At 38.1% G+C, this 24891-nt stretch carries 25 protein-coding genes and 1 pseudogene; 11 read left to right on the top strand and 15 right to left on the bottom strand.

Annotation, left to right across the window (positions count from 1 at the left end; all coding sequences use genetic code 11):
- Window positions 1-41: 41 nt before the first annotated feature.
- The 6 genes from JOC86_RS01220 to JOC86_RS01245 all read right to left on the bottom strand — a co-directional run bounded on the left by JOC86_RS01220 (window position 42) and on the right by JOC86_RS01245 (window position 4082).
- Complete coding sequence (locus JOC86_RS01220) at window positions 42-974, bottom strand: DMT family transporter (protein WP_205167962.1); 933 nt, start codon at window positions 972-974, stop codon at window positions 42-44.
- A gap of 99 nt (window positions 975-1073) precedes the next feature.
- Window positions 1074-1514: a DoxX family protein gene (locus JOC86_RS01225; protein ID WP_205167963.1), complete on the bottom strand. Its 441-nt coding sequence runs from the start codon at window positions 1512-1514 to the stop codon at window positions 1074-1076.
- Window positions 1515-1532: 18 nt separating this feature from the next.
- On the bottom strand, window positions 1533-1994 hold the full coding sequence (locus JOC86_RS01230) for a DUF2269 family protein (RefSeq protein ID WP_205167964.1): 462 nt from the start codon (window positions 1992-1994) through the stop codon (window positions 1533-1535).
- A gap of 20 nt (window positions 1995-2014) precedes the next feature.
- Window positions 2015-2611, bottom strand: a complete 597-nt coding sequence (locus tag JOC86_RS01235; RefSeq protein ID WP_205167965.1) for a TetR/AcrR family transcriptional regulator — start codon at window positions 2609-2611, stop codon at window positions 2015-2017.
- Window positions 2612-2833: 222 nt separating this feature from the next.
- Entirely contained in the window at window positions 2834-3634 is an 801-nt protein-coding gene (locus JOC86_RS01240; RefSeq protein ID WP_205167966.1) for a PP2C family serine/threonine-protein phosphatase, read from the bottom strand.
- The gene (locus JOC86_RS01245) at window positions 3627-4082 is read right to left on the bottom strand and encodes an HIT family protein (RefSeq protein WP_205167967.1); all 456 of its coding nucleotides are present in this window, start codon (window positions 4080-4082) and stop codon (window positions 3627-3629) included. The genes JOC86_RS01240 and JOC86_RS01245 overlap by 8 nt, the downstream gene beginning before the upstream one ends.
- A gap of 107 nt (window positions 4083-4189) precedes the next feature.
- Between JOC86_RS01245 and JOC86_RS01250 the strand changes: the two are divergent.
- Window positions 4190-4518: pseudogene (locus tag JOC86_RS01250) on the top strand (HIT domain-containing protein).
- 197 nt (window positions 4519-4715) lie between these two features.
- Here JOC86_RS01250 and JOC86_RS01255 read toward each other — a convergent pair.
- Complete coding sequence (locus JOC86_RS01255) at window positions 4716-5198, bottom strand: peptide ABC transporter substrate-binding protein (RefSeq protein WP_205167968.1); 483 nt, start codon at window positions 5196-5198, stop codon at window positions 4716-4718.
- 121 nt (window positions 5199-5319) lie between these two features.
- Window positions 5320-6777 (bottom strand): catalase, encoded by a 1458-nt coding sequence (gene katA / locus JOC86_RS01260; RefSeq protein WP_205167969.1) that lies wholly within the window; start codon window positions 6775-6777, stop codon window positions 5320-5322.
- Window positions 6778-7016: 239 nt separating this feature from the next.
- Between katA and JOC86_RS01265 the strand changes: the two genes are divergently transcribed.
- Complete coding sequence (locus tag JOC86_RS01265) at window positions 7017-7586, top strand: nucleotidyltransferase family protein (RefSeq protein ID WP_205167970.1); 570 nt, start codon at window positions 7017-7019, stop codon at window positions 7584-7586.
- Window positions 7587-7948: 362 nt separating this feature from the next.
- Here the strand turns inward: JOC86_RS01265 and rbsB are convergent, their stop codons facing one another.
- From rbsB to JOC86_RS01295, 6 genes are read right to left on the bottom strand one after another with little or no spacing between them, the layout of a single operon-like run.
- Window positions 7949-8866: a ribose ABC transporter substrate-binding protein RbsB gene (gene rbsB / locus JOC86_RS01270; protein ID WP_205167971.1), complete on the bottom strand. Its 918-nt coding sequence runs from the start codon at window positions 8864-8866 to the stop codon at window positions 7949-7951.
- Between the two features lie 13 nt (window positions 8867-8879).
- On the bottom strand, window positions 8880-9851 hold the full coding sequence (gene rbsC / locus JOC86_RS01275; RefSeq protein ID WP_205167972.1) for an ABC transporter permease subunit: 972 nt from the start codon (window positions 9849-9851) through the stop codon (window positions 8880-8882).
- A gap of 1 nt (window position 9852) precedes the next feature.
- Window positions 9853-11334, bottom strand: coding sequence for a sugar ABC transporter ATP-binding protein (locus JOC86_RS01280; protein WP_205167973.1), 1482 nt, complete (start codon window positions 11332-11334; stop codon window positions 9853-9855).
- A gap of 17 nt (window positions 11335-11351) precedes the next feature.
- Complete coding sequence (gene rbsD, locus JOC86_RS01285) at window positions 11352-11747, bottom strand: D-ribose pyranase (RefSeq protein WP_205167974.1); 396 nt, start codon at window positions 11745-11747, stop codon at window positions 11352-11354.
- A gap of 3 nt (window positions 11748-11750) precedes the next feature.
- Window positions 11751-12629, bottom strand: a complete 879-nt coding sequence (gene rbsK / locus JOC86_RS01290) for a ribokinase (protein WP_205167975.1) — start codon at window positions 12627-12629, stop codon at window positions 11751-11753.
- Entirely contained in the window at window positions 12622-13611 is a 990-nt protein-coding gene (locus JOC86_RS01295; protein ID WP_205167976.1) for a LacI family DNA-binding transcriptional regulator, read from the bottom strand. The genes rbsK and JOC86_RS01295 overlap by 8 nt, the downstream gene beginning before the upstream one ends.
- Window positions 13612-14273: 662 nt before the next feature.
- Here JOC86_RS01295 and JOC86_RS01300 point away from each other — a divergent pair.
- The 8 genes from JOC86_RS01300 (at window position 14274) to ade (ending at window position 22089) form a co-directional block, all read left to right on the top strand.
- Complete coding sequence (locus tag JOC86_RS01300; RefSeq protein WP_419095993.1) at window positions 14274-14726, top strand: nucleoside deaminase; 453 nt, start codon at window positions 14274-14276, stop codon at window positions 14724-14726.
- Between the two features lie 120 nt (window positions 14727-14846).
- Complete coding sequence (locus tag JOC86_RS01305) at window positions 14847-15332, top strand: (2Fe-2S)-binding protein (RefSeq protein WP_205167978.1); 486 nt, start codon at window positions 14847-14849, stop codon at window positions 15330-15332.
- Window positions 15333-15337: 5 nt separating this feature from the next.
- Window positions 15338-15940, top strand: a complete 603-nt coding sequence (locus JOC86_RS01310; protein ID WP_205167979.1) for a nucleotidyltransferase family protein — start codon at window positions 15338-15340, stop codon at window positions 15938-15940.
- 2 nt (window positions 15941-15942) lie between these two features.
- Window positions 15943-16827: an FAD binding domain-containing protein gene (locus JOC86_RS01315; protein WP_205167980.1), complete on the top strand. Its 885-nt coding sequence runs from the start codon at window positions 15943-15945 to the stop codon at window positions 16825-16827.
- Window positions 16814-19120 carry a xanthine dehydrogenase family protein molybdopterin-binding subunit gene (locus JOC86_RS01320; RefSeq protein WP_205167981.1) on the top strand — a complete coding sequence of 769 codons (2307 nt, stop codon included), beginning with the start codon at window positions 16814-16816 and terminating at the stop codon, window positions 19118-19120. The genes JOC86_RS01315 and JOC86_RS01320 overlap by 14 nt, the downstream gene beginning before the upstream one ends.
- A gap of 9 nt (window positions 19121-19129) precedes the next feature.
- Window positions 19130-19972, top strand: coding sequence for an XdhC family protein (locus JOC86_RS01325; protein WP_239587336.1), 843 nt, complete (start codon window positions 19130-19132; stop codon window positions 19970-19972).
- On the top strand, window positions 19938-20252 hold the full coding sequence (locus tag JOC86_RS01330; protein ID WP_205167982.1) for an XdhC family protein: 315 nt from the start codon (window positions 19938-19940) through the stop codon (window positions 20250-20252). The genes JOC86_RS01325 and JOC86_RS01330 overlap by 35 nt, the downstream gene beginning before the upstream one ends.
- A 91-nt stretch (window positions 20253-20343) precedes the next feature.
- Window positions 20344-22089, top strand: a complete 1746-nt coding sequence (gene ade / locus JOC86_RS01335; protein WP_205167983.1) for an adenine deaminase — start codon at window positions 20344-20346, stop codon at window positions 22087-22089.
- A gap of 317 nt (window positions 22090-22406) precedes the next feature.
- Here ade and JOC86_RS01340 read toward each other — a convergent pair whose 3' ends face one another.
- The gene (locus JOC86_RS01340) at window positions 22407-23270 is read right to left on the bottom strand and encodes a pentapeptide repeat-containing protein (protein WP_239587337.1); all 864 of its coding nucleotides are present in this window, start codon (window positions 23268-23270) and stop codon (window positions 22407-22409) included.
- 445 nt (window positions 23271-23715) lie between these two features.
- Between JOC86_RS01340 and JOC86_RS01345 the strand changes: the two genes are divergently transcribed.
- Window positions 23716-24876 carry an MGDG synthase family glycosyltransferase gene (locus tag JOC86_RS01345; protein ID WP_205167985.1) on the top strand — a complete coding sequence of 387 codons (1161 nt, stop codon included), beginning with the start codon at window positions 23716-23718 and terminating at the stop codon, window positions 24874-24876.
- The last annotated feature ends 15 nt before the right edge of the window (window positions 24877-24891 follow it).

Here is a 24891-nt window from a genome sequence, read left to right on the forward strand (position 1 = left end):
AAAATCCTCTCAAAATATGGAAGAGGATTTTTTATCCCTTTTTATGAGGACTTTTTAAAGACACTTTTATTTGCCCTCCAAAAAGTTTTCTGTTTGTTCTCTAATGCACCTGTCCCCAATACTACACCGGCAACAATAAAAATAAACCCGAGTAACTGTGGAAGAGCGATCGTTTCATCTAAAAATAAATAGGAACCTGTTAACGAAAAGAATGGTGTTAAATTAATAAAAATGGCCGTTTCACCCGCACCCAGCTGATGTATGGCCTTGTTATAAAACATATGGCCAATGCCAGTAGCCAATATGGCAGAGGCAAAGAATACGCCCCAAACCCAAAGATTTCCTTCTGAAAGGCTAGAAATGCCCTTTGGTTCCATTTGAAAGCTAACGGTAAATAAAAATAAGGCGCCTATGACTTGCATCCAACCGGTAATTAGTAGTGGATCCATTGTTTTTGTTGCTTTTTTAATATAGATGAAACTAATGGCTTGTGTAATAACGGAACAAAAGATATAAAAATCCCCTTTAGATATACTTCCGATACCATCTGTTCCATTTAAGACGATGAATGAAACTCCAGTTAGTCCAAGTAAAATTCCTAAAAATTTTAAGATGGTTAAGCGATCTCTGAGAAAAAAGATCGCAAATATTGAAGTCATTAGGGGAACTAAACCTAATATAAGCCCTGTATTTGAGGCCGAAGTGATCGTTAACCCAGATGCTAAGAAGTAATGATGTCCCAATATTCCCGTAAGTGCACCCACCGTTACATAGACAAGTTGTTGTCTAGAAACTCTACGAAACTCTCTTTTTACTCCCAAAAACAGCATCACAACAATTCCAGCTGTTAAAATACGGAAAGCAGTGATCGTAACAGGAGCAAAATACTCGACTAAAACCTTTATTGCAATTACATTAAATCCCCAAATCATCATGATCAAGAGTAATAATCCATAGATAACCGGTTTAGACAAATCATCATCTCTTTTCTAGCTACATTTATTGTGATAAGTTTAACATAATATCGATAATTTGGGTGATTATAGAAGGTTAAACTTTGAAATGTTTATATCTCAATATAGACCAGCAAGCATTACTGCCGTTATAATGACAATTTGTAAGACAGTCCTAAGAAGAAGAGGCGTGGTTGGTCTATGAGAAATAGTCATTTTGGTTTTCGCAGCATATATATTAGCAGGAAACATAACCACTAATAAAATTCCTAAAAACACCGAAGCCATTTTTGAAGTGAAAGGGAACAGCAAACCAATGGCACCAACGATTTCAAAAATCCCAGTAATGGTCACAATTATTTCCGGTCTAGGCAGCAAGGGAGGGACCATTTTGATTAGGTCTTGACGTCTTTTCCCCCAATGAGCAGCACCTGTAAATAAAAACATAATAGCTACCGCAAATCGTAATGATAGTTCCCATTCCTCAAAATAGGAAAAGCCAATAAACCCAAGGAGACGTAAAATCAAAAACGAGCCAACCAATATAATAAAAGGAATCAAATCAACCCACTCCCATAATTAAAATCCCTTTGAAATCATGACATATAGAATAACGATAGGTAATAAAGTGGCCGTTATCCCATAAATTGCCCAATTCCGTGAATCCAGTTTATACTCTTTAGAAATGGCACCAGTATTAATGGATTGATAACTAGAGTGAATCATTTTTCTTTGTAAGGGGATTAGAATGGCTAACCAGACAATACCGGTCAATGCAAACAAAATCAATGAAAGGGTAAGCCAATTAACCCCAGATATCGAATAACCTGCTTGCATGGCCAATAGAATTCCAGAAACTATGATGATTAGTAAACCCGGAAGAGTAAAGATGATGTCAGCAAGCATAACATTTTTTACAGTTTGATGAATAAATGAAGGGGTACCATTGATATCTGCTCTAATTTTCCAAAATGCCGCAGTAATAATATTCCCTAAAAAAATGACCACTCCAACAATATGCAAAAACAATAAAATCTCCAAATGTTACACTTCCCTCTTAATTATTTTTTTGAGCCCAACAAATGAGCTATAAGAGATGAAAAGTCATCGGTACCGAAAGAATGTTTATTAGGAGATATAGTACTTCTCATCCGTATTCCGTAGGAGATTAGAATAAATAATTCAGCTATTTTATCTGCATCAACTGTTAGAGGAATAACTCCGTTTTTCTGTCCAGACAATATCCATTGTTTAGATCGTTCGATTGCCTGTTCATGAAATTGGAGAATCACCTCTTTAACTCTCGGCTGATCATTTTTTCCTAACAAATAATTAAAGATCTGATTTGTCGCATCATGGGGATCCTGTAAAGAAGGGAGACTATTAATGATTTGTTCAAGTGGCTTTTCAAAACCTTTATTTCCATTCTCGACAACAGCAAAAAAGCGAGAATTCATATCCTCAATTCTTTCAAGTAAGATTAATGCCAGCAGTTCATCCTTACTTTTTACATAATGGTAAATGGCTCCTTTTGAAAGACCAGTTTGTTCCATAATGTCGTTCAAGGTCATTTTGCTACAACCTTTTTCTTTCACTAATGCTTTCGTTGCATCTAGCAGCATTTGTTTCGTTTGTTGTCGTTTTGGCTCACCGTTCATACTATTCCTCCTTTAGGATAATAATTCATTGAAAATAATCATTGTATTTGACAACAACATTACCATACCGACCGTCGGTTTGTAAAGGTAAAAAAACAGTGAATGAATTAAAATTTATAAATGATTAAATACGGGGGCTTTGGTCGGAACCACCTGTCCGACTAAACATGAAGAGGTTCTTATATATAAGTAGTGGTTCCTGCATTTTTTTGAAAGCCTTGTTTATTGATCACTTGCTATAGTTGCTGATTTCGAGACAGCAATCTTCCAAGAAATAATGGTCGTACTATCTCTAACATTTTTTGCTTCGATGTCTTTTAACAAATAATAAACTGCATCTTTATTTTCCACCATTGATAAAACCTTTAAGATTTCTCTGGGATCAGAGTATAATTTTCCTGGACATTCTGTTAATCCATCCGTCGTTAAAAATAGATAATTGTAGCCATTTCTAAGTTCAATTGTTCCAGAGGAAAAACAGGGGACAGGTTGGTCAAACGTATTTACTTGTCCGACCCATTGATAGAAGTGTCGTTGATTGACTTGATATTGACCAAGTGATATTAGCTCGGGGTGAAACAAGTGAAATATCCCATCACCTATAGAAAACCACCAAATATATTTGTCTTTTCTAACGACGATTATACAGGCTGTTTCACCTTTAATCCTTTTACATTTTGTACGGAATTCCTCGTCATGAAAAATATTTAGTACTATTTCTCCTATTTTCTTAAAAAAGTTGTTTACTGAAAGAGATAACCCTTCTTGAATGTCTGATTTTTTCTGTTCAAAAGTGTTCAACACTAGTTCTGCACTTTCTGCCGTATTATGAGCATCTAATAGCATGACAAACTCCCAATCATGTTTTGTGTTTGTCCATTCTAGACAACCATCTTCGTTTTTGTACTGGCCAGCCGAAGAGTTTCCACCGAATAATCCGACAGTTACATGATTTACATTGCAAATAAATTTTTCATCAACATAGTTTTTTTGACTACCTACCCAACTAAACTCATTATTCATTCCTTTCACACTCGATATATGACTTAACCCTGTTACAAATCTCTATTATTTCGGTATTGTAATCCATAGGAGCATCTGGCCAATCATAAACTGACATCGGTCCCCAATATTCTTTCGGTGTGCTTGGATAGCGAGGTACAATGTGCATATGAAGATGCGGTACGGAATTTCCAGAAACAAGGGAATAAATATGCTCTCCATTTTCAGAGTGTACTAAAGCTTTGCTTACTCTTACTATCGTCATTCTAATTGGCTTTGCTTCTTCCATATTCATATCGGCGAGAGTGGGAACATGTCTTTTAAGATCAATCATTAGATGTCCTAAATAACTTGGTCTGCCATCCTTGTCAATGGGACCGACATAAACATATTCATCCTCATAAATCGTAGGTCCTGTAGTTTCGATGTTCCACAAATGTTTATCACAGATAAAACATGCTTCTCCCATGCCATCACTCCTTTTTGTTTTATTAAAGTATAGTATAATAGATTTAATATTGGAATATTTTTCAAAGTGATATCCAATGAGTAGGGGGAGACAAAGGGGGCTAAAAAATGCAAAATGATTTTTATTGTGATGAAGTATTAAGCGGTAAAACGGAGGTTGAAAGGTTTATGAAACTGATAATATTCTAGCTTATTATCATACGCGACCATCTTATCCGGTGCATATTGTAACAATACCCAAAAAGCATATATCATCTTTAACGACAATAGAAGAGAGTGATAACGAATTATTTTTGGAGATGATGACAGTAATAAGAAAAGTTGCTTCTAAGATAGAAAAGGATTATGGTTCTTGCAAGATTATAACCAATCTGGGAGAGTACCAGGATTCTAAACATTTACACTGGCATATCATTTCAGGGGCAATAGTTAAATAAAAATTCATGGTTATTTTCAATTCAATAACAATAGGGGAGAGGAAATTAGTAAATTTGAAGAAATCTCGCAAATTAAAGTAGAAAATTTAAGAGATGGTGAAGCTATTATTATGGATAACAAGATACGAACAAGAATTAACCTATAAGACGCACCTGGATTATAGGTTTTTTTTATTGTTTAATAGTTCGATATTCCTTCAACTTATCCAGGTCAATTTAGATTTCTTAACTTCCCACTCACCATCAACCTCGTGAACGGTTATCTCCAATCCAATCGCTCCAAGCCCAGAACGATATTTAGATCCTACAAATCGGATATTGTTGACCAGTTTGTAATCAACTTTTTCAATCCTTAAAAGGACTCCCTCTAAAGACATATTATCAGCATTAAATAATCCCTTCTTTTTTAATTCATCTAAGGAAGCATCCATCACTTTTACTTGATAGTTGTCTTCGAAGAACTTGAGTATTTTCTTCTTGTCTTTTTCAGTAAAATTTTCAAAATTACTCATATCAATCGAGATATACTTCATATCACTATTTAATGCATCATCTTCCTTCATCAATGCATCCAATGCAATAATATAAGTTTCTGGTAGGTGATCTTTTGGGTCGGCGCCTAATGAGCATCCAGTAAGGGAAAATAAAATAATAAAAATGGTAAGTAATTTCTTCCTCAAATGGTAACCCTCCTACTATAGTAACCCATTCATTTCTGGAACGTTCTTAAATAAAAAGGGTGACCAATAGGAGTCACCCTTAGTTGAGAAATTGAGAATTTAATTGAGAATAACTTTAGAACTATTTTACTTCTGCAGGTACCTTCAATCCTAGGCCTTCTGCAATGCGTGTTCCATATTCAGGATCGGCTTTATAGAAGTGACCGATTTGACGAAGCTTGATTTCCTCGCTTTCAACCGGCTCCATTGCTCCAACAATATTTTTTACTAATCGTTTACGTTCGTCTTTAGACAATAAGCGGTAAAGATCACCTGCTTGTGTGTAATGATCGTTATGATCATAGCTTACACTTTCGGCCACTCCAGTGACAGGGAAGCCTGCTTGCTTATCTTCAGGGGATTCTGATGGACCATTTAAGCTGTTTGGTTCATAATACGTTGAACCTCCGCCATTATGATCGAAGCGCATTTGTCCATCACGCTGATAATTATTGACTTCATTTTTAGGTCGGTTGATAGGAAGTGCATTATGATTTGCACCAACACGGTAACGATGAGCATCGGCATAAGCAAATAAACGTCCTTGCAGCATTTTATCTGGTGAAACATCGATACCAGGAACTAATGTGCCAGGGGAGAATGTCGCTTGCTCTACTTCTGCGAAATAATTTTCTGGGTTTTTATCTAAGACCATTCGACCGACTTCAACTAATGGATAATCCTTTTGGGACCATGTTTTAGTCACATCGAATGGGTCGAATCGGTAGCTGTCAGCATCTTCAAGCGGCATAATTTGAACATATACTTTCCATGCAGGGAAGTCACCATTTTCAATCGCATTAAATAAATCTTCTGTATGATAATCAGGGTTTTCACCTGCAATACGTGTTCCGACTTCCTCTGTTAAGTTTTTAATCCCTTGTTCCGTTTTGAAGTGATATTTAATCCAAACACCGTCACCATCTTCATTGACCCATTTGAATGTATGGCTGCCAAATCCGTGCATATGTCGGTAGGTAGCTGGAATTCCTCGATCAGACATTAGAATTGTCACTTGGTGTAGTGATTCTGGAGATAAAGACCAGAAATCCCAAACAGCATTAGGGTTTTTTAGATGTGTTTGAGGGTGGCGCTTTTGAGTATGAATGAAATCAGGGAATTTGATTGCATCACGAATAAAGAAGACAGGAGTATTATTTCCTACTAAATCATAATTTCCATCTTCCGTATAAAATTTAACTGCAAACCCGCGAGGATCGCGAACAGAATCTGCTGATCCGTTTTCACCTGCAACAGTAGAAAAACGAACGAATAAAGGAGTGCGTTTTCCAACAGCGGATAAGAACTTAGCCTTTGTATATTTTGTCACATCATTTGTCACCTCAAAATAACCATGAGCACCAGCACCTTTTGCGTGAACGACACGCTCTGGAACTCGCTCTCTATTGAAGTGTGCAAGTTTTTCTAGTAAATGAACATCTTGAATGAGTGTAGGACCGCGAGAGCCTGCTGTTATTGAGTTTTGGTTATCGCCAACAGGTGCTCCCCAGCTAGTAGTCAATTTTTTATCTTTCGTCATGATTCAAATCACCTCATATTTTTATTATCTTTACAAGTTAATGATAACACTTCTCAATATAAAATCAATACTTTTTTATAATAATTATAATTAAAAAATAGTTATAATAAGTAATAAGTAAATGTAATCATTAAATATTTTTTCATAGTATCCTATTCTTTTGACAGCGATAATATGACAAGCATCTCATTTCTACAATAAATGATAAAATAGAAGGTAGTGATAAAGGGGTGACTAAAGTGGAGATACGCAGTGAAAGTGATTTATTAGAATTAATTAAACGAGACAAATGGATGATGGAAATTCTATGTTGGGTTAATGAGTTGAATCTACCAGATTGGTGGATTTGTGCAGGTTTTGTTCGAAGTAAGATATGGGATACCATTCATAGGTATGAAAGCAGAACAGCCATTCCAGATATTGATGTGGTTTATTTTGATCCACTTATAATTGATGAATATCAGGAAAAGAAATGGGAAGAACGACTGCTAAACCGATCGCCAGATATACCTTGGTCTGTCAAAAACGAGGCAAGAATGCATCTTGTTAATGGGATTCCACCTTATACTTCGTCTGTTGATGCCATTTCGAAGTTTCCCGAAACAGCCACAGCACTAGGATTGAAGTTAGATGAAAATGAACAATTACTATTAGCAGCACAACATGGTATAGAAGATGCCATCCATTTACAGCTAAAACCAACTCCTTACATTAAACAAAGACCCGACATGTATAAAATCTATAAGGAAAGAGTGATGAAAAAGAATTGGAAATCTATTTGGCCTTTAATTAATGTACATGACGACTAAATATAGTAAATCATTACAAAGTGCAATGATGGTTTTAAAAATGGAAGTTATGAAAGGGGGGGATTGGATGTGCTTCCTATTTACAGACTTTTATTTATACTTTGAATAGGGGGGAGGGGGAAAAACAATATTAACGAAGAGTGAGGAGTAGGTTTAAGGTTATTATTGTTTGACAAAAGAGAAGATTAAAGGATTCTATTTCTATGAGTTTCACTTCATGAAAAAACAAAGGCTATCCCAAAACTAAGCAGTCAGAAACCAAGCATTAATCTATAGATGAATTATGATCCCTTATCTATTTATTAATGGAGTTTCTATCCATCTTTCGGGACAGCCATTCAGTTAAATTTGCTATTCCAAAGTCATTCTTTCGTAACTAACTTTAAGGGAACATCAATTTTCTCTTTTACTTTTTTCCCTTGTAATACATCGCCAGCTGCTTGTACAGCAAGCTCCCCAATCAATGCAGGCTGCTGGGCTACGGTAGCGGTTAGTTTTCCTGCTTCAATTGATTTAATGGCGTCATCATTCCCATCAAAGCCGATAACCATAATGTCCTTCCCTGAACTATTAATTGCTTGTAATGCACCAAGCGCCATTTCATCATTATGAGCAAAAACGGCTTGGATTTCAGGTGTTCCTTGCAGCAGGTTTTCCATAACGGACAGGCCTTTTGTACGATCAAAGTTAGCGGTTTGTTTAGCAACAACTTCTAATTGATCATCGGCAATATTATGGAAGCCTTTTCCACGTTCACGGGTAGCAGAAGCCCCAGGCACACCTTCTAGCTCTGCTACTTTCGCGCCTTCGCCTAATTGTTTCACAATATATTCTCCTGCCATTTCTCCACCTCGAACATTATCAGATGCCACCAATGCTTCAACATCACCTTTATCCGCAGAGCGATCTAGTGTAATCACTGGTACCCCAATATTATTCGCTGACTGGACAGCCGTTGAAATAGCCGCAGAATCAGTAGGATTTATTAATAGTGCATCAACGCCTTGTTGCAGTAAGTCCTCGACATCATTAATTTGTTTGGCAGAATCATTCTGCGCGTCAACGACTACAACGTCCATCCCTTTTTGCTTTGCTTCCTTTATTACACCATCTTTCAGAGAAACAAAGAATGGATTATTAAGAGTAGAGACAGAGAGTCCAAGTTTAATATCCTTTAAATCATCCTTTTTCTCAGGTTTTGCCCATTCAGGCGGCTTTAATGAACAAGCTCCAAGAACGAAAACCGATAGTGTCAACATGAATATGACGATTTTTTTCATTGATACATCACTCCTAGGCTGCTTTTTTTCGGTCAATTAGAACGGCAATGAGAATGACGATTCCTTTAACGACCATTTGAAAGAAAGATGAAACACCTAATAAATTTAAACCATTGTTAAGAGTACCTATAATAAGCGCACCAATTAAAGTACCAAATATCAAACCTCGACCACCAGATAGGCTTGTTCCACCCAATACGACGGCAGCGATAGCATCAAGTTCATAAGAAGTTCCTGCCGTTGGCTGGGCTGAGTTTAATCGTGAAGTTAGAATCGCACCAGCAAGGGCAGAGAGGATACCTGCTAAAGAATAGATCATAATTTTTACTTTTGTTACTTTGATCCCAGATATAATTGCCGCTTTTTCATTGCCTCCAATGGCATATGTTTTACGACCAAACGGCGTTTTGTGAAGAATAAACCAAAGAATAGCGAAAGCGAGTATCATTGTAATCGCAGGAACAGGGATTCCAAGAAAATAACCACGACCGAATAATTGGAACAAATAGCTATCTCCAAGACCTGTTATAGGATTTCCATCTGTATAGACTAAAGTGAGACCTCTGAAAATGGTCATCGTCGCTAGAGTGGCAATGAATGGTGCCATTTTTCCTTTCGTAACTAAGACTCCATTTACTCCACCCATGATTCCACCTAAAGCAACTCCTATAATGATAGCAAGAATGGGATCAACACCTGTTGTCATCATTCCGGCCATAAGAGCACTTGATAACGCTAGAATCGAACCTACTGATAAGTCAATTCCTCCGGTTAAAATAACAAAGGTCATACCATAGGCAATTAATGCATTGATGGCGACTTGTCTTAGTAAGTTTAATAGGTTGAGTGGTGCTAGAAAGCTAGGATTTAATATCGAAACAATGATCACTAAAATTAAGAGTCCGAGTAGGGGACCTAGTTTTTGCATAATATTCTCAAAGTGATTACTCTTTCCTTCTAGTTTCGTTGAATTTAGTCCCTTCATTTTATTGACCTCCTGTCGCAAGTGTCATAATTTTTTCCTGTGTTGCTTCATTTTTTGGTAGTTCACCACTTATGGTTCCTTCGTGAACGACTAAGATTCTATCGCTCATTCCAAGGATTTCTGGAAGTTCAGATGACACCATGATAATCGCTACGCCTCGATCAGTAAGTTCATTCATTAGCTGATAGATTTCACGTTTGGCCCCAACATCTACACCTCGTGTTGGCTCATCAAGAATCAGAACTTTAGGACTGATGCCGATCCATTTCGCAATGACGACTTTTTGTTGATTACCGCCAGATAAATCTTTTGCATTGGTTTCAGATGATTGTGTTTTTATTGTCAATCGTTTGATAAGCATGTCAACAAAATCTTGTTCATCCTTACGATTCATATAGCCTTTTGGTGAAAAGCTTTTTAAACTGGGAAGGGCAATATTTTGCCGCAGTGAGAAGTCGAGAATCAATCCCTCATCTTTGCGATCCTCCGTAATAAATCCAATTCCTAGTTTTATTGCTTCATGAGGATTCTTAATGGTTCTCTTTTCACCATTGATAAAAATATCTCCACTATCAATTGAATCCATTCCAAAAAGAGTTCTCATGATTTCCGTTCGACCAGCACCCATTAGCCCAGAAACCCCAACGATTTCACCTGATTTTACAGAAAAGTTCACATCATGAAAAACACCTTTTTGTGTTAAGTTACGGACTTTTAATACTGTTTCCCTTGGGTTTGGGTTACGAGCTGGGAACCGATCCGTTAATGCTCGTCCTACCATTTTCTTCACAACGTCATCAAAATTAGTTTCAGGAATATTCTTTGTATCAACCGTAATTCCATCTCGCATCACGGTTATTCGATCACATATTTCAAAAATCTCTTCCATTCGATGTGAGATATACACAATCGAAACACCTTGCTTTTTCAAGGAATCAATCACTAAAAATAGTTTTTGAATTTCTCTTTCCGTTAAAGCGGCTGTAGGTTCATCCATTATAATAACTTTTGCATCAGTCATGAGAGCTTTAGCAATTTCAATCATCTGCTGCTGTCCAACAGAACAACGACCAGCTTCTTGATCAAGTGGGATGTTTACCGAAAGTTTATCAAATTGTTCTCTTGCTAACGCTTTCATTTTTCGAGTGTTTAAAATTCCGAAAGAAGAGGTAATTTCCTTTCCGATAAACAGGTTTTCTAAAACGGTCATCTCTGGCCAGATATTCAGCTCTTGATGAATAAAGGTGATCCCGTATTTTTCCGCTTCTTTTGGATCTTTGAAATAAGTTTCTTTTCCATCAATGAGAATGGTTCCATCATTTCGTTTATGAAGACCTGTTAAAATATTCATAAGTGTGGATTTACCAGCTCCATTTTCACCCATAAGTGCATGGACTTCTCCATCCTGAATCTCAATGTTAACTCCCTTGAGAACCGAATTAGTTCCGAATGATTTGTGAATATTGTTCATTTTAATAAGCATGAAAACTTCACCTCTTTCTAGAAGATTACTCCTGCATGAAGAATACAATTAGAGTAGGGGGTAGCTTCACCGGTCCGAATCATCACTTTTGCCTTTTTGATTTGCTCTTTAAACATTTCATGACTTATATAGTCAAGTGACTGATTTTTAAAATGGATTTTAAGAAATAAATGCGTTTCTGGATTATTCGTTTGTATTTCATTTGCAAGTGTTACTTTTTCGACAATCATATCATCCGTAACTGCTTTCAAAACATCTTGAAAAGAGGGGAGACCTAAAGAAACGCTTAGATCAATTTTAGGAAATCCAACTGGCACAGGTAACCCTGCATCTCCAATTACAATGGTATCGGTGTGACCTAAATCCGTAAGTACCTTGCTAATATGGCTGTTCAACATGCCATGTTTTTTCATTGGCTACACACTCCTTTCTACTTCCGCTCTCGTAGGCATCCCACCTTGAGCGCCAAACTTTGTTACGGAAAGGGAGGCGGCACGGTTTGCGAATCGCAGTCCTTGTTCAAGATTCATCCCTTCTGCAAGTGCTACAGCAAAAGCGGCATTAAATGTATCACCGGCACCAGTAGTATCAACCACTTGAACAGGATAGGAGAGTACTAGGCGCTCTTGGTTCCCATCAAAGTATCGAACTCCAGCTTTTCCTTCGGTAATAAAAAGTTTATTTGGAAACTTTTTTAGTATCTCTTTTTGGGATAAATCCTTAAACAGAATAGATGCTTCATGTTCATTAGGTGTAATAAATGATGCAGCCTCCACAACCTTTTTTGAAATTTCACGTGCAGGTGCAGGATTTAAAAGAAGAGGTATATCAAATTTTTGACAAATTTGTCCAACAAATTCTACCGTTTCTTCTGGAATTTCCTGTTGAATAAGGACAATATCTGATAGGGCAATAATCTTTTCAGCTTTTTTTACAAAGGAAGGGGTCACATAGTCATTGGCTCCTTTTACAACAATGATGCTATTATCACCTTCAGCTAAAATAATATGAGCCGTTCCACTCTTAACACCTGTAACCGGTTCCACATGATCGATATTAACACCGTTTTGTTGAAAGTTTTTCATGATTTCTTTTCCATAATGATCGTCACCGACACAACCAATCATTGATACTTCAGCTCCGAGTCTTGCTGCTGCTACTGCTTGGTTAGCTCCTTTTCCTCCCGGGACGGTTTTGAAGGATTCTCCCAATACTGTTTCACCTGCAAGGGGACGTATTTTTGCTGAAACTACCAAGTCCATTGAGGAGCTTCCTATTACTGAGATTTTAGCCATGAGCCTTCACCTTTCTTGTTGTTTGACGTTCCATAAATGTAACGTCCATTTTAATCGTCTTTATTTCAACATGTTGTTTTCTAACTAATTTCGTTAAAAGCATTGCAGCTTCCATCCCCATATCATATGCGGGCTGCTTTATTGTTGATAGAGCAGGGAAGAGGAGACTGCTTTGCGGGATATCATCAAATCCAATGATTTGGACGTCATCAGGAATTTTCTTACCGATTCGCAGTGCTTCATGTAAGACTGCCGTAGCGACAATATCATTACTTGCAATGACCCCATCAGTATCAGGATATTTTTGAAACAGTTCTTTAGACCATTTTTTTGCTTCTTCAAATGAAAAGGAGGAAGTATTGATTACTTGAAAATCAACATCGCTTTCACTTAGAGCCTGAAGAGAACCTTGAAAACGTTCTTGGGCAGGTCGAACATGGGTTGGGCCTTTTAATAAAGTAATGTTCCTACTACCTCTTTGAATGATTTCTTCTGCCGCTATCCTACCACCGATTTTTCCGTCTGCATAAACGGATGGGTAGTTATTTGATGTTCGGTCTAGAAAGACAACAGGGATTTCTAAATTTTGATAATTAGAATTATCCGGATTATTTGTCGCTGAAATAATTCCAACGACGTTATTTTGAATAAAGGTTGAGATATAGTCCATTTCCTTTTGAAGGTCTTCATCACTATTACCAAATATCACTCGAAACCCTTGCCTGTGGATTTCGTCTTCAATTCCTCGCGCAAGTAAGGGGAAGAAGGGGTTCGTGATATCCGGGAGTAATAAACCAATCAGCCGCGATTCTCGTTTGTATAGTGAGCGTGCGACTTCATTAGGACTATAATTAAGAATTTGGATAGCATTTTGCACTTTTTTTCGAGTATCTTCATGTACATATCCCGTTTCATTTAGGACACGGGAAACTGTAGCAACAGAAACGCCTGCTTCTTTAGCTACGTCACGTATTGTTGTCAAAGTAATCACCTTTATTTTTATGTTTCTGTAACCGGTTACATAAAAGATAACATACATTATAACTTTTTTGCAACGAGTATTTTTTTATTGATAACGGGGTGCGGTAACGATTCGCTGGTTGGGAGAACAATCTGGAAAATATATAGTAAAGTCAATAAAAAGAAGAATTTGTGGATTAATAAAAACATACTTTTGTTTGATAAACAATTGGTTCATTTTATGGAAAATGGGCAGGGGTTTTAAGAATTTGGTAGAACTTGGAATAATAGTATTCACAGTAGAAATATTCTCGGCTATTGGGAAGTTACTGTTTAACCGACAAGAAAGTACGATAACCTTTATCTATTCGTAAAGGAGCATTATGGGGAAAACCAGCAACTAAACTCCTAATATATCCCTTTTAAATTACCATGTGAGTCCTAATTACAATGAACATCTGCATCAATAAAACAATTCCATATATAAGTCTACCCAATATTTCAACTACTTGCCCCAGCTATGCTGGTACTGGGCAAAATTCGAAAATTTCATTTATTTTGGCTTTCACGGCAAAACGATTAAACCTACTTTGTGTAATACTTCTATTTACTTATTCGTATTTATAAACAAGCATAAATGGATGATATGAACCGAGGAGTGGTTGTATGGAAGGTTTCTCTTTTATGGAAAAAGCAATTAAAGTGGCTTTCGATAATGTCATGTCCAACCAAGGTGGACCGTTCGGAGCCATTGTTGTTAAAGACGGTAAAATAATTGGTACTGGCCGAAATGTTGTAACAACAGCAAATGATCCAACTGCACATGCTGAGGTGCAGGCGATAAGAGCAGCTTGCCAATATTTAAACGACTTCCAGCTAATCGATTGTGAGATCTATACGAGCTGTGAACCTTGTCCGATGTGTATTGGAGCAATCTATTGGGCGAGACCAAAAGCTGTTTATTATGCATGTACGAAGGAAGATGCGGCGAAAATAGGTTTCGACGATCAGTTTATTTATGAACAGCTTTCCCTTCCCATTAATCAGCGTAATATTACTATGAAACAAATTTCTCCAAATCAATATGATTTACCGTTTAAAACATGGGAGAAATCAAAAGATAAAAAACATTACTAATCTGCGTGAGGAGAATCAATTAACGAAAAGAATCTCTGTAGCATCAGGGAGAGAAGCTCGAATACAGTTATTAAGAATAGGAAAATTATTTATCTTTGTGCATATTGGAGGATTTCTATGATGAGAAAAATTCATTTTACTGTTAATGGTGCTCCCTGCTCTATTACTAGCCATCCTGCTAAAACACTGTTGGATGTTCTAAGAGAAGATTTGGATTTGACAGCAAGTAAAGAGTGCTGCGGTAAAGGTGAATGCGGATCGTGTTCTGTCCTTATTAATCATGATGTGGTTTGTTCGTGTCTGATTCTTGTTGGGCAGGTGGAAAATCAGAATGTTTTGACTTGTGAAGGGGTCGGATTAACTCCTAACCTGGATCATATACAGGAGTCATTTATTGAAGAAGGCGCAACACAATGCGGCTACTGTACTCCAGGTATCATCGTATCCGTAAAGGCCTTTCTCAATGATGTAGATTATGTTCCTTCTGTTAATGAAATTAAGAATGCCCTTGGCGGGAACCTTTGCCGATGTACTGGATATTCGAAAATCATTCAGGCTGTAAAAACAGCAGCGGAAAAGAATCTTAAAGAGCAAGGAACTGTATAGAGTTAATGGGTGTGACAGCTATTCTTCTTGCAGCCGGACAGTCAAGCCGTATGGGCAAATTAAAAGGTCTCCTTCCTTGGAAGAGAGTAACATTATTTGAGCACCAGTTAATGACACTAGAAAAATCACCCGTGGAAGAAATCATTGTCGTAGTTGGGTATCAGGCAGAACATTTTATGAAACTAGCAAAAAATTTTCCTGTAAGGATGGAGTTTAATAAAAAATATTCACTCGGGAAATGCTCTTCAATCCTATCTGGGCTTCAAGCTATGAAAAATCCAAAAAATAATATTTTAATAGCAGCATTAGATCAGCCTTTAGACACTGATACCATTTATAGTCTTTCTGAAACATTTGCAGGCAGTGATCACCTTATTGCAGTGCCTGTTTTCCTCGGTAAAAGAGGCCATCCCATTCTTTTTTCCGGTTCATTATACAATGATCTGCTCACCATTAATGAAGAAACAATGGGGCTTAGGAGGATTTTTCAAAAATATAAAGATACTGTCATAGAAGTATCTGTAAACAATCCTGCAATTCTACTTAATCTTAACACCCCTGATGATTATCAAATGGCTTTAAAACAACAAATGAAGGAGGACCATTGACCATGCTAATCTCTGAAATTGACCTCGTCTCCCCTGTCTCTTTACAAGAATGCTTAAAGCTGCTATCCGATAATAGTAATGACCATAGAGTGATAGCGGGCGGGACTGATGCAGCAGTGAGGATGAAGGAAGGAAAATGGCGTCCAGAAGTTTGGATAAACATCAAAGGATTACATGAGTTGCGTTACATTTCAGAAAAGAACGGAGTCATTCACATCGGACCATTAACAACACATACTGATATCATTCGCCACACCCTGCTTCAAAAGAAAGCCGATGTATTAGTAGAGGCTGCCCGTGAAGTTGGCGCAACTCAAATGCAAAATATGGGAACTATTGGGGGGAATATCGGGACGGCTTCACCTGCCGGGGACACCATCCCAGCACTTTATGTACTCGGTGCAGTCATTGAGCTGCGCTCCATGACTTCTGTACGTCAGATACCAATCGAAGAATTCTTTATAGGCCCAGGAAAAACCATTTTAAAGACAAACGAAATGATTACAAACATTATGATCCCACCCCAAAAAGCAAATGAAATCGGTATTTTTCAAAAGCTTGGTCCAAGAAAAGCACAATCTATTTCGATCGTGAATGTAGCTATTTCGCTTTTAATGGGGAAGGATCGCAAATGCTTGGGCGGAAAAATTGCCTTTGGGGCCGTAGCACCCACCATTATCAGGGCGAAAAAATGTGAGGCATTACTGACACAGCAGCCTTTGACAGATGAAATGATTCAAAATATCGGAAAAATCGCCTGGAAAGAGGTAATGCCGATAACGGATGGAAGAGCAACTGCCGCATACCGAAGAGATATGGCAAGCTCGCTACTTGAACGGGGATTATATCGACTTTTAAGGAGGTGGGAAAACGATGGAGAAAAATAATATAGAAGCCTTAAATTGGGTAGGGAAAAGAGTCAAACGAATTGATGGACCCGAAAAGGTGACAGGTGAATTAAAATACATGACCGATTACCAATTCGACAATATGCTATGGGGAAAAGTTCTTCGTGCAAAATACCCTCATGCCAAGATAAAATCAATCAATACAAAAAAGGCTGAACAGCTGCCAGGTGTTGTAACTGTGCTTACCCATCAAGCCATCCCTGGATTTAACGGCTTTGGCATCGTTATTCCCGATCAGCCGGTACTATGCTCTAAAGTCGTCCGGTGTACGGCTGATGCGATTGCTTTGGTTGCGGCAGAAACCCAGGAAATTGCAGAACAGGCACTTGAATTAATCGAGGTTGACTATGAGCTGCTCGAAGTGATTTCAGATGCTGAACAGGCCATGTCACCAACAACTCTTAACCTCCACCCTGACGGAAATATCCACAGCCATGTAAAAATCAAAAATGGTGAGGTTGACCAAGCCTTTCAGAAAGCAGATATTATCGTTGAAAACACCTATTACTCCCCCCGTCAAATGCATGCTTTTATTGAAACAGAGGGTGGCTGGGGTGTAATGGATGAAGACGGCTACATCACCATTCGCTGTCCTGGCCAATATGCCTATCGCGACAGGATGCAAATCGCACGTGCGCTCGCATACAATCCTGAGCGGATCCGAGTCATTTCCAGTCCAATTGGAGGAGCTTTTGGCGGAAAGGATGAAATAACAGTCCAGATATACCTCGCACTTCTAGCTATGCATACGAATGGCCGTCCTGTAAAAATTCATTACAGCCGTGAAGAATCGGTCATTGCTGGGATAAAACGACATCCTTTCAAGGTTTATATGAAAACAGCTGCGAAAAAAGATGGCACTTTATTAGCGAACGAAGTTAGGGCTGTTGCTGATACAGGAGCTTATGCATCGCTTGGCGGAGCCGTTATTGCCCTTGCAATTGAACATTCATGCGGTCCTTATAAAATCCCAAATATAAACCTGGAAGGGTTTTGTGTATATACGAATAATGGGATAGCAGGAGCTTTTAGAGGATTTGGAGTCAATCAAGTCTGTATGGGCATTGAAACTCATTTAGATATGATTGCGGAGAGGCTCTGTATAGACCCTATCGAAATTCGCAAGAAAAACGTCTATCACCAAGGAGAAACTTCAAGTATAGGACATATCGTAAAAACGAGCGTAGGTACTTTTAAAACCCTTGATACCGCAGAAAATTGTGATCTATGGAAAAACAAGGAAAAATACAAAGCTGATGTCAGTGAACCTTGGAAAAAAAGAGGAGTCGCCCTCGCTACTTCATTTCATGGAATTGGCATGGGAATAGGATTGCCTGATTATGGCGCAGCAACCATAGAACTTTTGCCTGACGGAAAATTCCTTGTTGCAGTTGGCTGTGAAGAAATCGGCGGAGGAAATGGAACAGTCTATGCGCAAGTAGCCGCTGAAATCCTTAAATGTGATATAAGCCAAATCAAAGTGGTTCAAGGCGACACATCCAAGACGATTGACGGAGGTACTGTGACCGCATCCCGTTCTACCTATACAGGAGGCAGAGCGGTTGCTGCTGCAGCACCAAATATGATTAAACTACTTACGGAAACTGCCGCAGAAATGCTTTTGGTTCCTGCATCAAAGGTAGAAGTTAATCCTAATAGCATAGCAGCAAACGGATCGTCTCTAACATATAAGTCTATATTTGATTACCTCTATCAAAAAAGGAAACAAACTCGAGTTGAAGGTCACTTCTTCCTTCCAAAAGAAAAGGAAGAAATTGAAGGTTCAGGCGGAGCACCTCATCATATATACGGCTATCTGACACATGTTGTGATGGTAGAGGTTGATACATTAACAGGAGAAACAGACGTTCTTCGAGTTGTATCTATTCCTGATGCCGGCAAGGTGATCAACCCACAGGGACTAGAGGGCCAGGCAGAAGGAGGAGCTGTTATGGGTATTGGCTACACCTTGTTCGAAGACGTATTAATTGAAGAAGGCTATCATAAAACACGAAACTTCACAGACTATATTATCCCTACCATTCGAGAAACTCCACTAATTGAAACATTTCCAGTCGAGGAAGCTGAACATTCTGGGCCATTTGGTGCAAAGGGTATTGGAGAAGTTGTCATGATCCCGATTATTCCAGCTATCATGTCTGCTATTTATGATGCAACAGGCGCAAGGGTCAAGCATCTTCCTGCAACACCAGAAAGAGTGTTTAATGCATTAAAAGCACTAAAAAATAAAAATGTCCAATCTGCAAGGTGATTCGAAATGATGAATGAGAGTATGTATGAAAAACTTACTGAAGCACTTAATGAACGAAAAAATACATTCTTATTAACGATTACCAGCCACCCTGAAAAGCACTTAATTGGCGCCAAAGCTCTATTATGGCCAGATGGAGATTTTTATACGGAAGACCCTATTTCGTTAGATTTAATCAAAAGTTTAGTTGAAAAGTGCGAAAAGCTAATAAAAAAAAATCGGTCCAGCACTATACATTTGCAGTGGAACGAGGTATCAATTGAGTGTTTTGCAGAATATTTCCCTGCTCCCATTCACTTAATAATTGCCGGTGCAGGCCACGTTTGTGAACCGGTTGCAGAAATGGGAAGAATGATTGGCTTTTTTGTCACTGTACTGGATGACCGGGCTGAATTTGCCAGCAGGGATCGTTTCCCTCTTGCAGATCAGGTTATTTGCAGGTCCTATCTCGAATATTTTCAAACGGTCAAATTATCTGATAAAACCTATATTCTTCTGTTGACAAGAGGACATAAATTTGATGTTTTGAGTTTAAGAGAGCTATTAAATCGCAATGAAAAACCAGCCTATATTGGGATGATCGGCAGCAGAAGGCGAATATCCGGCGTTTTTGAAGAGCTGAAGCATGACTTCCCTGATGATTGTTTTGACCAGCTTTACACCCCTGTTGGACTTGATATAGGGGCACAGACTCCATCTGAAATTGCCGTCAGCATAATGGCAGAAATTTTAAAAGTGAAAAATCAAAAATCCGGTCACTCCTTGAGTGAAAAAGTAAGAAAATACGCCAAGCTTGGGTTTCGAGAGGGGGTTAAAAATGGAGCAGCTGCAACTCATAAAACGCGCGATTGAAGTTAGGAATGGCGGTGAAAAAGCAGCATTAGCCTCCATTATTCGTACAAAAGGTTCTACCCCCCGTAAAGCAGGCAGCAGAATGATTATCTTTGATTGCGGAAAAATTGAAGGAACGGTCGGCGGTGGCTGCGGTGAAGCAGCGGTAATTGAAAAAGCTTTTGAGGTCATTCAATCAAACCTTCCTGCTCAGCATCGTGTGGACCTTACAAGCGGATTGCTTTATGAAGACGGAGGCATTTGCGGAGGCATAATGGATGTATTTATCGAACCGCTGTGAACCCTTTGAATTATAGCAGTATTGCTTTCATCATTAACTTTATTACGGTCAGCATTAATGATACAATTTCTTAAAAAAGGAGGAGTCCTTGTTGAAGCAAACAATTGAACAGCTGAAAAAGAGAATTGATGTGGCGGCTCAAAGAACTCCTGCCGATCTTGTTATAAAAAACGGGAAAATCGTTAATGTTTTTACTCATGAAATTTTGGAAGGAGATTTAGCTATTGCAGATGGCTATTTTGCTGGGATTGGAAGATATGAAGGTTATGAAACAATAGATGTCTCAGGAAAATACATAGCCCCTGGATTCATTGACGGGCATGTCCATATTGAGTCTGCAATGGTGACACCAGAAGAATTTGCAAATGTAGTTCTTCCGAAGGGGGTAACGTCTGTCATTGCAGATCCTCATGAAATTGCAAATGTCAGCGGGTGCTTAGGGTTAGAATACATGATCAAATCTTCTGAAGGAATTCCGCTAGATGTTTTCTTTATGCTTCCCTCCTGTGTTCCTGCCACACCTTTTGAAAACGCAGGAGCTGTATTAAATTATGAACAATTGGAATCGTTTTATGCGCATCCAAGAGTCCTAGGTCTTGGGGAGGTAATGGATTACCCGGCTGTTTTTCATAATGAAGAAAAAATGCTTAACAAGCTTGTGTCTGCTTCGTTAAAAGGAAAAAGGATAGATGGGCATGCCGCGGGAATCGATCCAGACGGTATTAACATTTATATGGCTGCAGACATCCGTACGGATCATGAATGCGTAACATCTGAAGAAGCATTAGATCGGCTGCGTAAAGGAATGTACGTCATGCTGCGGGAAGGTTCGGCCGCAAGAGATTTAACAACCCTTTTAAAAGCTGTCAATGAGAAAAATGCCCGCCGCTGTCTGTTTGTAACCGATGATAAACATCTAGATGACATCATCAGTGAAGGCAGCATCGATCATAATGTACGGGCGGCCATTCAAGAAGGTTTAGACCCTATTCTCGCTATACAAATGGCAACTTTGAATGCAGCAGAATGCTTCGGCCTTACACATAAGGGGGCTATTGCTCCAGGATATGAAGCCGATTTTTTAATTATGGATGATCTTAAAAATGTTCAAGTTGATTTGGTATTTAAAAGTGGGAACCTCGTGGCCAAAAATGGAGAGATGGCTGCAAGGACAAAGTCAACAACTTCTCCTTCTCCTTCAATTATTGACAGCATGAGGCTTAACATGATTACAAGCGAACACTTACAAATCAAGTTTAACAATGATAGCACGGCCAACATAATTGGCATTATTCCAAACAGCATTGTGACAAAACACCTGATTGAAAAAGTTGATATAATGACTGACCTTTTCCAAATCAGCACAGAAAAAGACTTTTTGAAATTAGCCGTAATAGAAAGACATAGAAACACAGGTAATATTGGTGTAGGAATCATAAATGGGTTGGGGATAAAAAACGGGGCAATAGCTTCAACAGTCTCCCATGATTCCCATAATATCGTGGCAGCAGGAACAACAGATGATGACATCATAAAAGCCGTAACAGTAACCGCACAAATGAATGGCGGATTGGCAGTCGTTCAAAACAGGGAAATATTGGCTTCTCTCCCATTGCCAATAGCAGGCCTAATGTCAGATAAGCCATCATCAATCGTAAATGAGAGGTTAATGGAATTAAATAATGCATTAAAGAAAGTCGGTTGTACGATGGAATTCAATCCGTTTTTAACCTTATCGTTTTTAGCTCTTCCCGTTATCCCAGAACTAAAGCTAACAGATAGAGGATTGTTTGACGTAAAAACGTTTAAACATATTGATGTAAATTGCAAACAGTAAATTTATTAGGAACATTTTTGGGTGTGATCGGATGAGTTCACACTCTTTCTTTTGAAATTACGTGAAAAAGGATCGCCCCTCATTCCTCGAATCGTTTCCGTACCCCAATTTGATAGGAAAAAACAGCGAAGATGGTATACAAAATAGGATAAAAAAATATAGCCTTCATGTGGAGAACCATGACAGCTTATTAGGTGCTTTTTACACATCGAATTATTTTACCTTCATTTAGAGAGCTATAGGATGTCTAAAATGGTCTATATAACCAAATGTAATTTGGTTATATAGAACCTATATGTTTTTTTGACCGAAATAACTCAATTAGCAAACCAGTGTGGGGGATGTTTAAGTAGCGGAGGCAACTTTGTGTGAATATCCCCCTTTGCTGAATTAATCTGAGCTTGTGTTAAAAAGATACTTCCAGAAAGGTCAGCACCACTAAGGTCAGCATCTCGAAAATCAGCCCCGATAAGATCCGAATCTCGCAAATCGGCTTCTCTGAGGTCAGCAGCAATAAGGTATGCGCCTCTTAAATTGGCTCCTCTGAGGTCCGCTTTTTTTAAATTAGCACCAATGAGATCGCCGCCTCGACCAAAGTTTTTCTTCCGCTTTTTGGAACTCTTATGCTTTAAAAGTGAATCAGCACGTACTAGTTCACTAGTGTGTAAAAGTAGAACATTTATGTCCGTTCTATGTGCCTGCACGTCCAGCTTCATAAGATCATCTGAACTAAGAAGGGTAAGCCGTTCTGTCTCTTTAAGTGCTTCGCGCAGATCATTATGAATCGAAAGTGTCGCTTTCAAAGTTAGCGCTTCAGTCAGATACCAGAGCATCTCATGAAGCTGTTGCATGATTGGAAATACCTCAAACATTTGCTTTGCTCTTTCTGGTTCATCTCTCCAGTCATTCCCTCTAAAGGTAACTTGAGATACCTTTTGTCCCGCTCCAAAGCATTCATAAACAGCACAACCTCGAAATCCTTTCTGTCTGAGATCTTTATGGATACCACAGCGAAAATCAGATTGTAAATTAGGGCATGGATTCCCTCCGTCTTTGTCAAATGCGAAGTCTGCTGAAGCTGCGAAAGGCAAAGCAACACAGCATAAGCCGAAGCAATTCTCACAGTCTGCAAGTAGGTGGTCTTGACTAATGTCAGTTGAAGAATTCGATAAATTAGACAATACGTGCACTTCCTTTAATTGTATTACAAGTGTTTTTCATGGTAAAAAATACTTTCAATTCTTTAATAGTATCACTGACAAATTTTAGGGTCAAAGAGTTTTCAATTAAACATAAACTTAAAGTTTAAAATCTCCTATTTATATATAAGAATCAATATAGCTTGTATACATCTTGATAAATATGAAGGGTAGTCCGTTTTATTTATGTAGAAATGGATGAGAGCAAATTTAATTTAGTTTGACAAAATCAATATTGAAGAAAAAGGATGAAGGATCTTGATTTTCTATGCAAAAATATAATCATCATTTCTGACGAAGTGATGCAAAGATAGTAAATTCAGCCTCAGGTCTTATTCAAGAATATGGCTGTAGCTAGATTAACAGATCTACATCTTTCTGTATATTTATATACGATCATAAAAATGACAAAAAAGGATGTTCGTCAATGAAGAAAATATTGTTTTTCCCCCTTTTAAGGATGCCTTCGGGACATCATCAGGTTGCGGATGCCATATCAGGTTACTTGAAAAGCAGGAATTCGGAAATTATTTGTAAAAAAATTGATTTATTAAGTGAGTGGAATCCGATGATGGAGAGCTTTATTACGAAAACGTATCTTAAGTGGATCCATCATTTCCCTAGAAACTATGCTTGGGTTTACAAACAAATGGCTTACAAATCGAGCTCAAACCGCTCTTATAAATACTATGAATTTTTATTCTTGAAGAAAATGAAGAGAATTATTTGTGAAGAAACTCCAGATCTTATCATTTGCACACACGCTTTTCCATCTTACTTTCTTAGCAGATTAAAGATGCAGAATCAATGCAAAATACCTGTTATCAATATTTATACAGATTTCTTTATTAACGATGTTTGGGGAAGGGAAGGGGTTGATTATCATTTTGTCCCTAGTAAAACAACAAAAATGGAATTATTGAAAAAGGAGGGAATCAGTGAAGATCAAGTATTTGTAACCGGTATACCCACTGATGAACACTTCGATGAAGTTTTGAATATAGAAAAGAAAAACTCAAGTTGCCATGTACTGATCTCAGGAGGAAGCATCGGACTTGGAAACATATCGGATCTATTGAAACAGAATAAGGATAGTGAAGTAGAATATTTCGTTTTATGTGGCAAGAATAAAAAACTTTATCAGAAATTAAAAAAGCTAAATTGTAAGAATATCCATCCCCTTTCATACATTTCCTCAAGGGAAAGAATGAATGAATTATATAGCAAGGCAGATGCCATCATTACAAAGCCAGGCGGGGTGACAATTAGTGAAGCCTTAAAGAAGGGGCTGCCCATTTTTATTCATTCAGCACTACCAGGACAAGAGGAGATCAATTTGAAAATATTAAATGAACTTAAGCTTGTAAATGAACTAAATGATCAGCAACTACTAGAAGATCAAATCACTGGCTTCTTTAGAAATAAATTGTTAACAGATCAATTTAATGAATCGATATACGCTTACTTAAATGATATAAAGGCCGGGAAAGCTGCTGATATATCTAAATTTATTCGTTGTTTGATTGATCGTGATGATAAAACTGAACTTAAAAGGGATTTTATCCGTTTAGACCAAGAGATTATTTAAGCATAATCCACAAAT

This window comes from Rossellomorea pakistanensis (assembly GCF_016908495.1).
Classification (GTDB): domain Bacteria; phylum Bacillota; class Bacilli; order Bacillales; family Bacillaceae_B; genus Rossellomorea; species Rossellomorea pakistanensis.

Bases quoted from the DNA above. Each gene is read 5' to 3' on its own strand.
- JOC86_RS01235 (WP_205167965.1), bottom strand. From the start codon at position 2,611: ATGAACGGTGAGCCAAAACGACAACAAACGAAACAAATGCTGCTAGAT.
- JOC86_RS01240 (WP_205167966.1), bottom strand. From the start codon at position 3,634: ATGAATAATGAGTTTAGTTGGGTAGGTAGTCAAAAAAACTATGTTGAT.
- JOC86_RS01245 (WP_205167967.1), bottom strand. From the start codon at position 4,082: ATGGGAGAAGCATGTTTTATCTGTGATAAACATTTGTGGAACATCGAA.
- katA (WP_205167969.1), bottom strand. From the start codon at position 6,777: ATGACGAAAGATAAAAAATTGACTACTAGCTGGGGAGCACCTGTTGGC.
- rbsB (WP_205167971.1), bottom strand. From the start codon at position 8,866: ATGAAAAAAATCGTCATATTCATGTTGACACTATCGGTTTTCGTTCTT.
- rbsC (WP_205167972.1), bottom strand. From the start codon at position 9,851: ATGAAGGGACTAAATTCAACGAAACTAGAAGGAAAGAGTAATCACTTT.
- JOC86_RS01280 (WP_205167973.1), bottom strand. From the start codon at position 11,334: ATGCTTATTAAAATGAACAATATTCACAAATCATTCGGAACTAATTCG.
- rbsD (WP_205167974.1), bottom strand. From the start codon at position 11,747: ATGAAAAAACATGGCATGTTGAACAGCCATATTAGCAAGGTACTTACG.
- rbsK (WP_205167975.1), bottom strand. From the start codon at position 12,629: ATGGCTAAAATCTCAGTAATAGGAAGCTCCTCAATGGACTTGGTAGTT.
- JOC86_RS01300 (WP_419095993.1), top strand. From the start codon at position 14,274: ATGGAAAAAGCAATTAAAGTGGCTTTCGATAATGTCATGTCCAACCAA.
- JOC86_RS01305 (WP_205167978.1), top strand. From the start codon at position 14,847: ATGAGAAAAATTCATTTTACTGTTAATGGTGCTCCCTGCTCTATTACT.
- JOC86_RS01310 (WP_205167979.1), top strand. From the start codon at position 15,338: ATGGGTGTGACAGCTATTCTTCTTGCAGCCGGACAGTCAAGCCGTATG.
- JOC86_RS01315 (WP_205167980.1), top strand. From the start codon at position 15,943: ATGCTAATCTCTGAAATTGACCTCGTCTCCCCTGTCTCTTTACAAGAA.
- JOC86_RS01320 (WP_205167981.1), top strand. From the start codon at position 16,814: ATGGAGAAAAATAATATAGAAGCCTTAAATTGGGTAGGGAAAAGAGTC.
- JOC86_RS01325 (WP_239587336.1), top strand. From the start codon at position 19,130: ATGAATGAGAGTATGTATGAAAAACTTACTGAAGCACTTAATGAACGA.
- JOC86_RS01330 (WP_205167982.1), top strand. From the start codon at position 19,938: ATGGAGCAGCTGCAACTCATAAAACGCGCGATTGAAGTTAGGAATGGC.
- JOC86_RS01345 (WP_205167985.1), top strand. From the start codon at position 23,716: ATGAAGAAAATATTGTTTTTCCCCCTTTTAAGGATGCCTTCGGGACAT.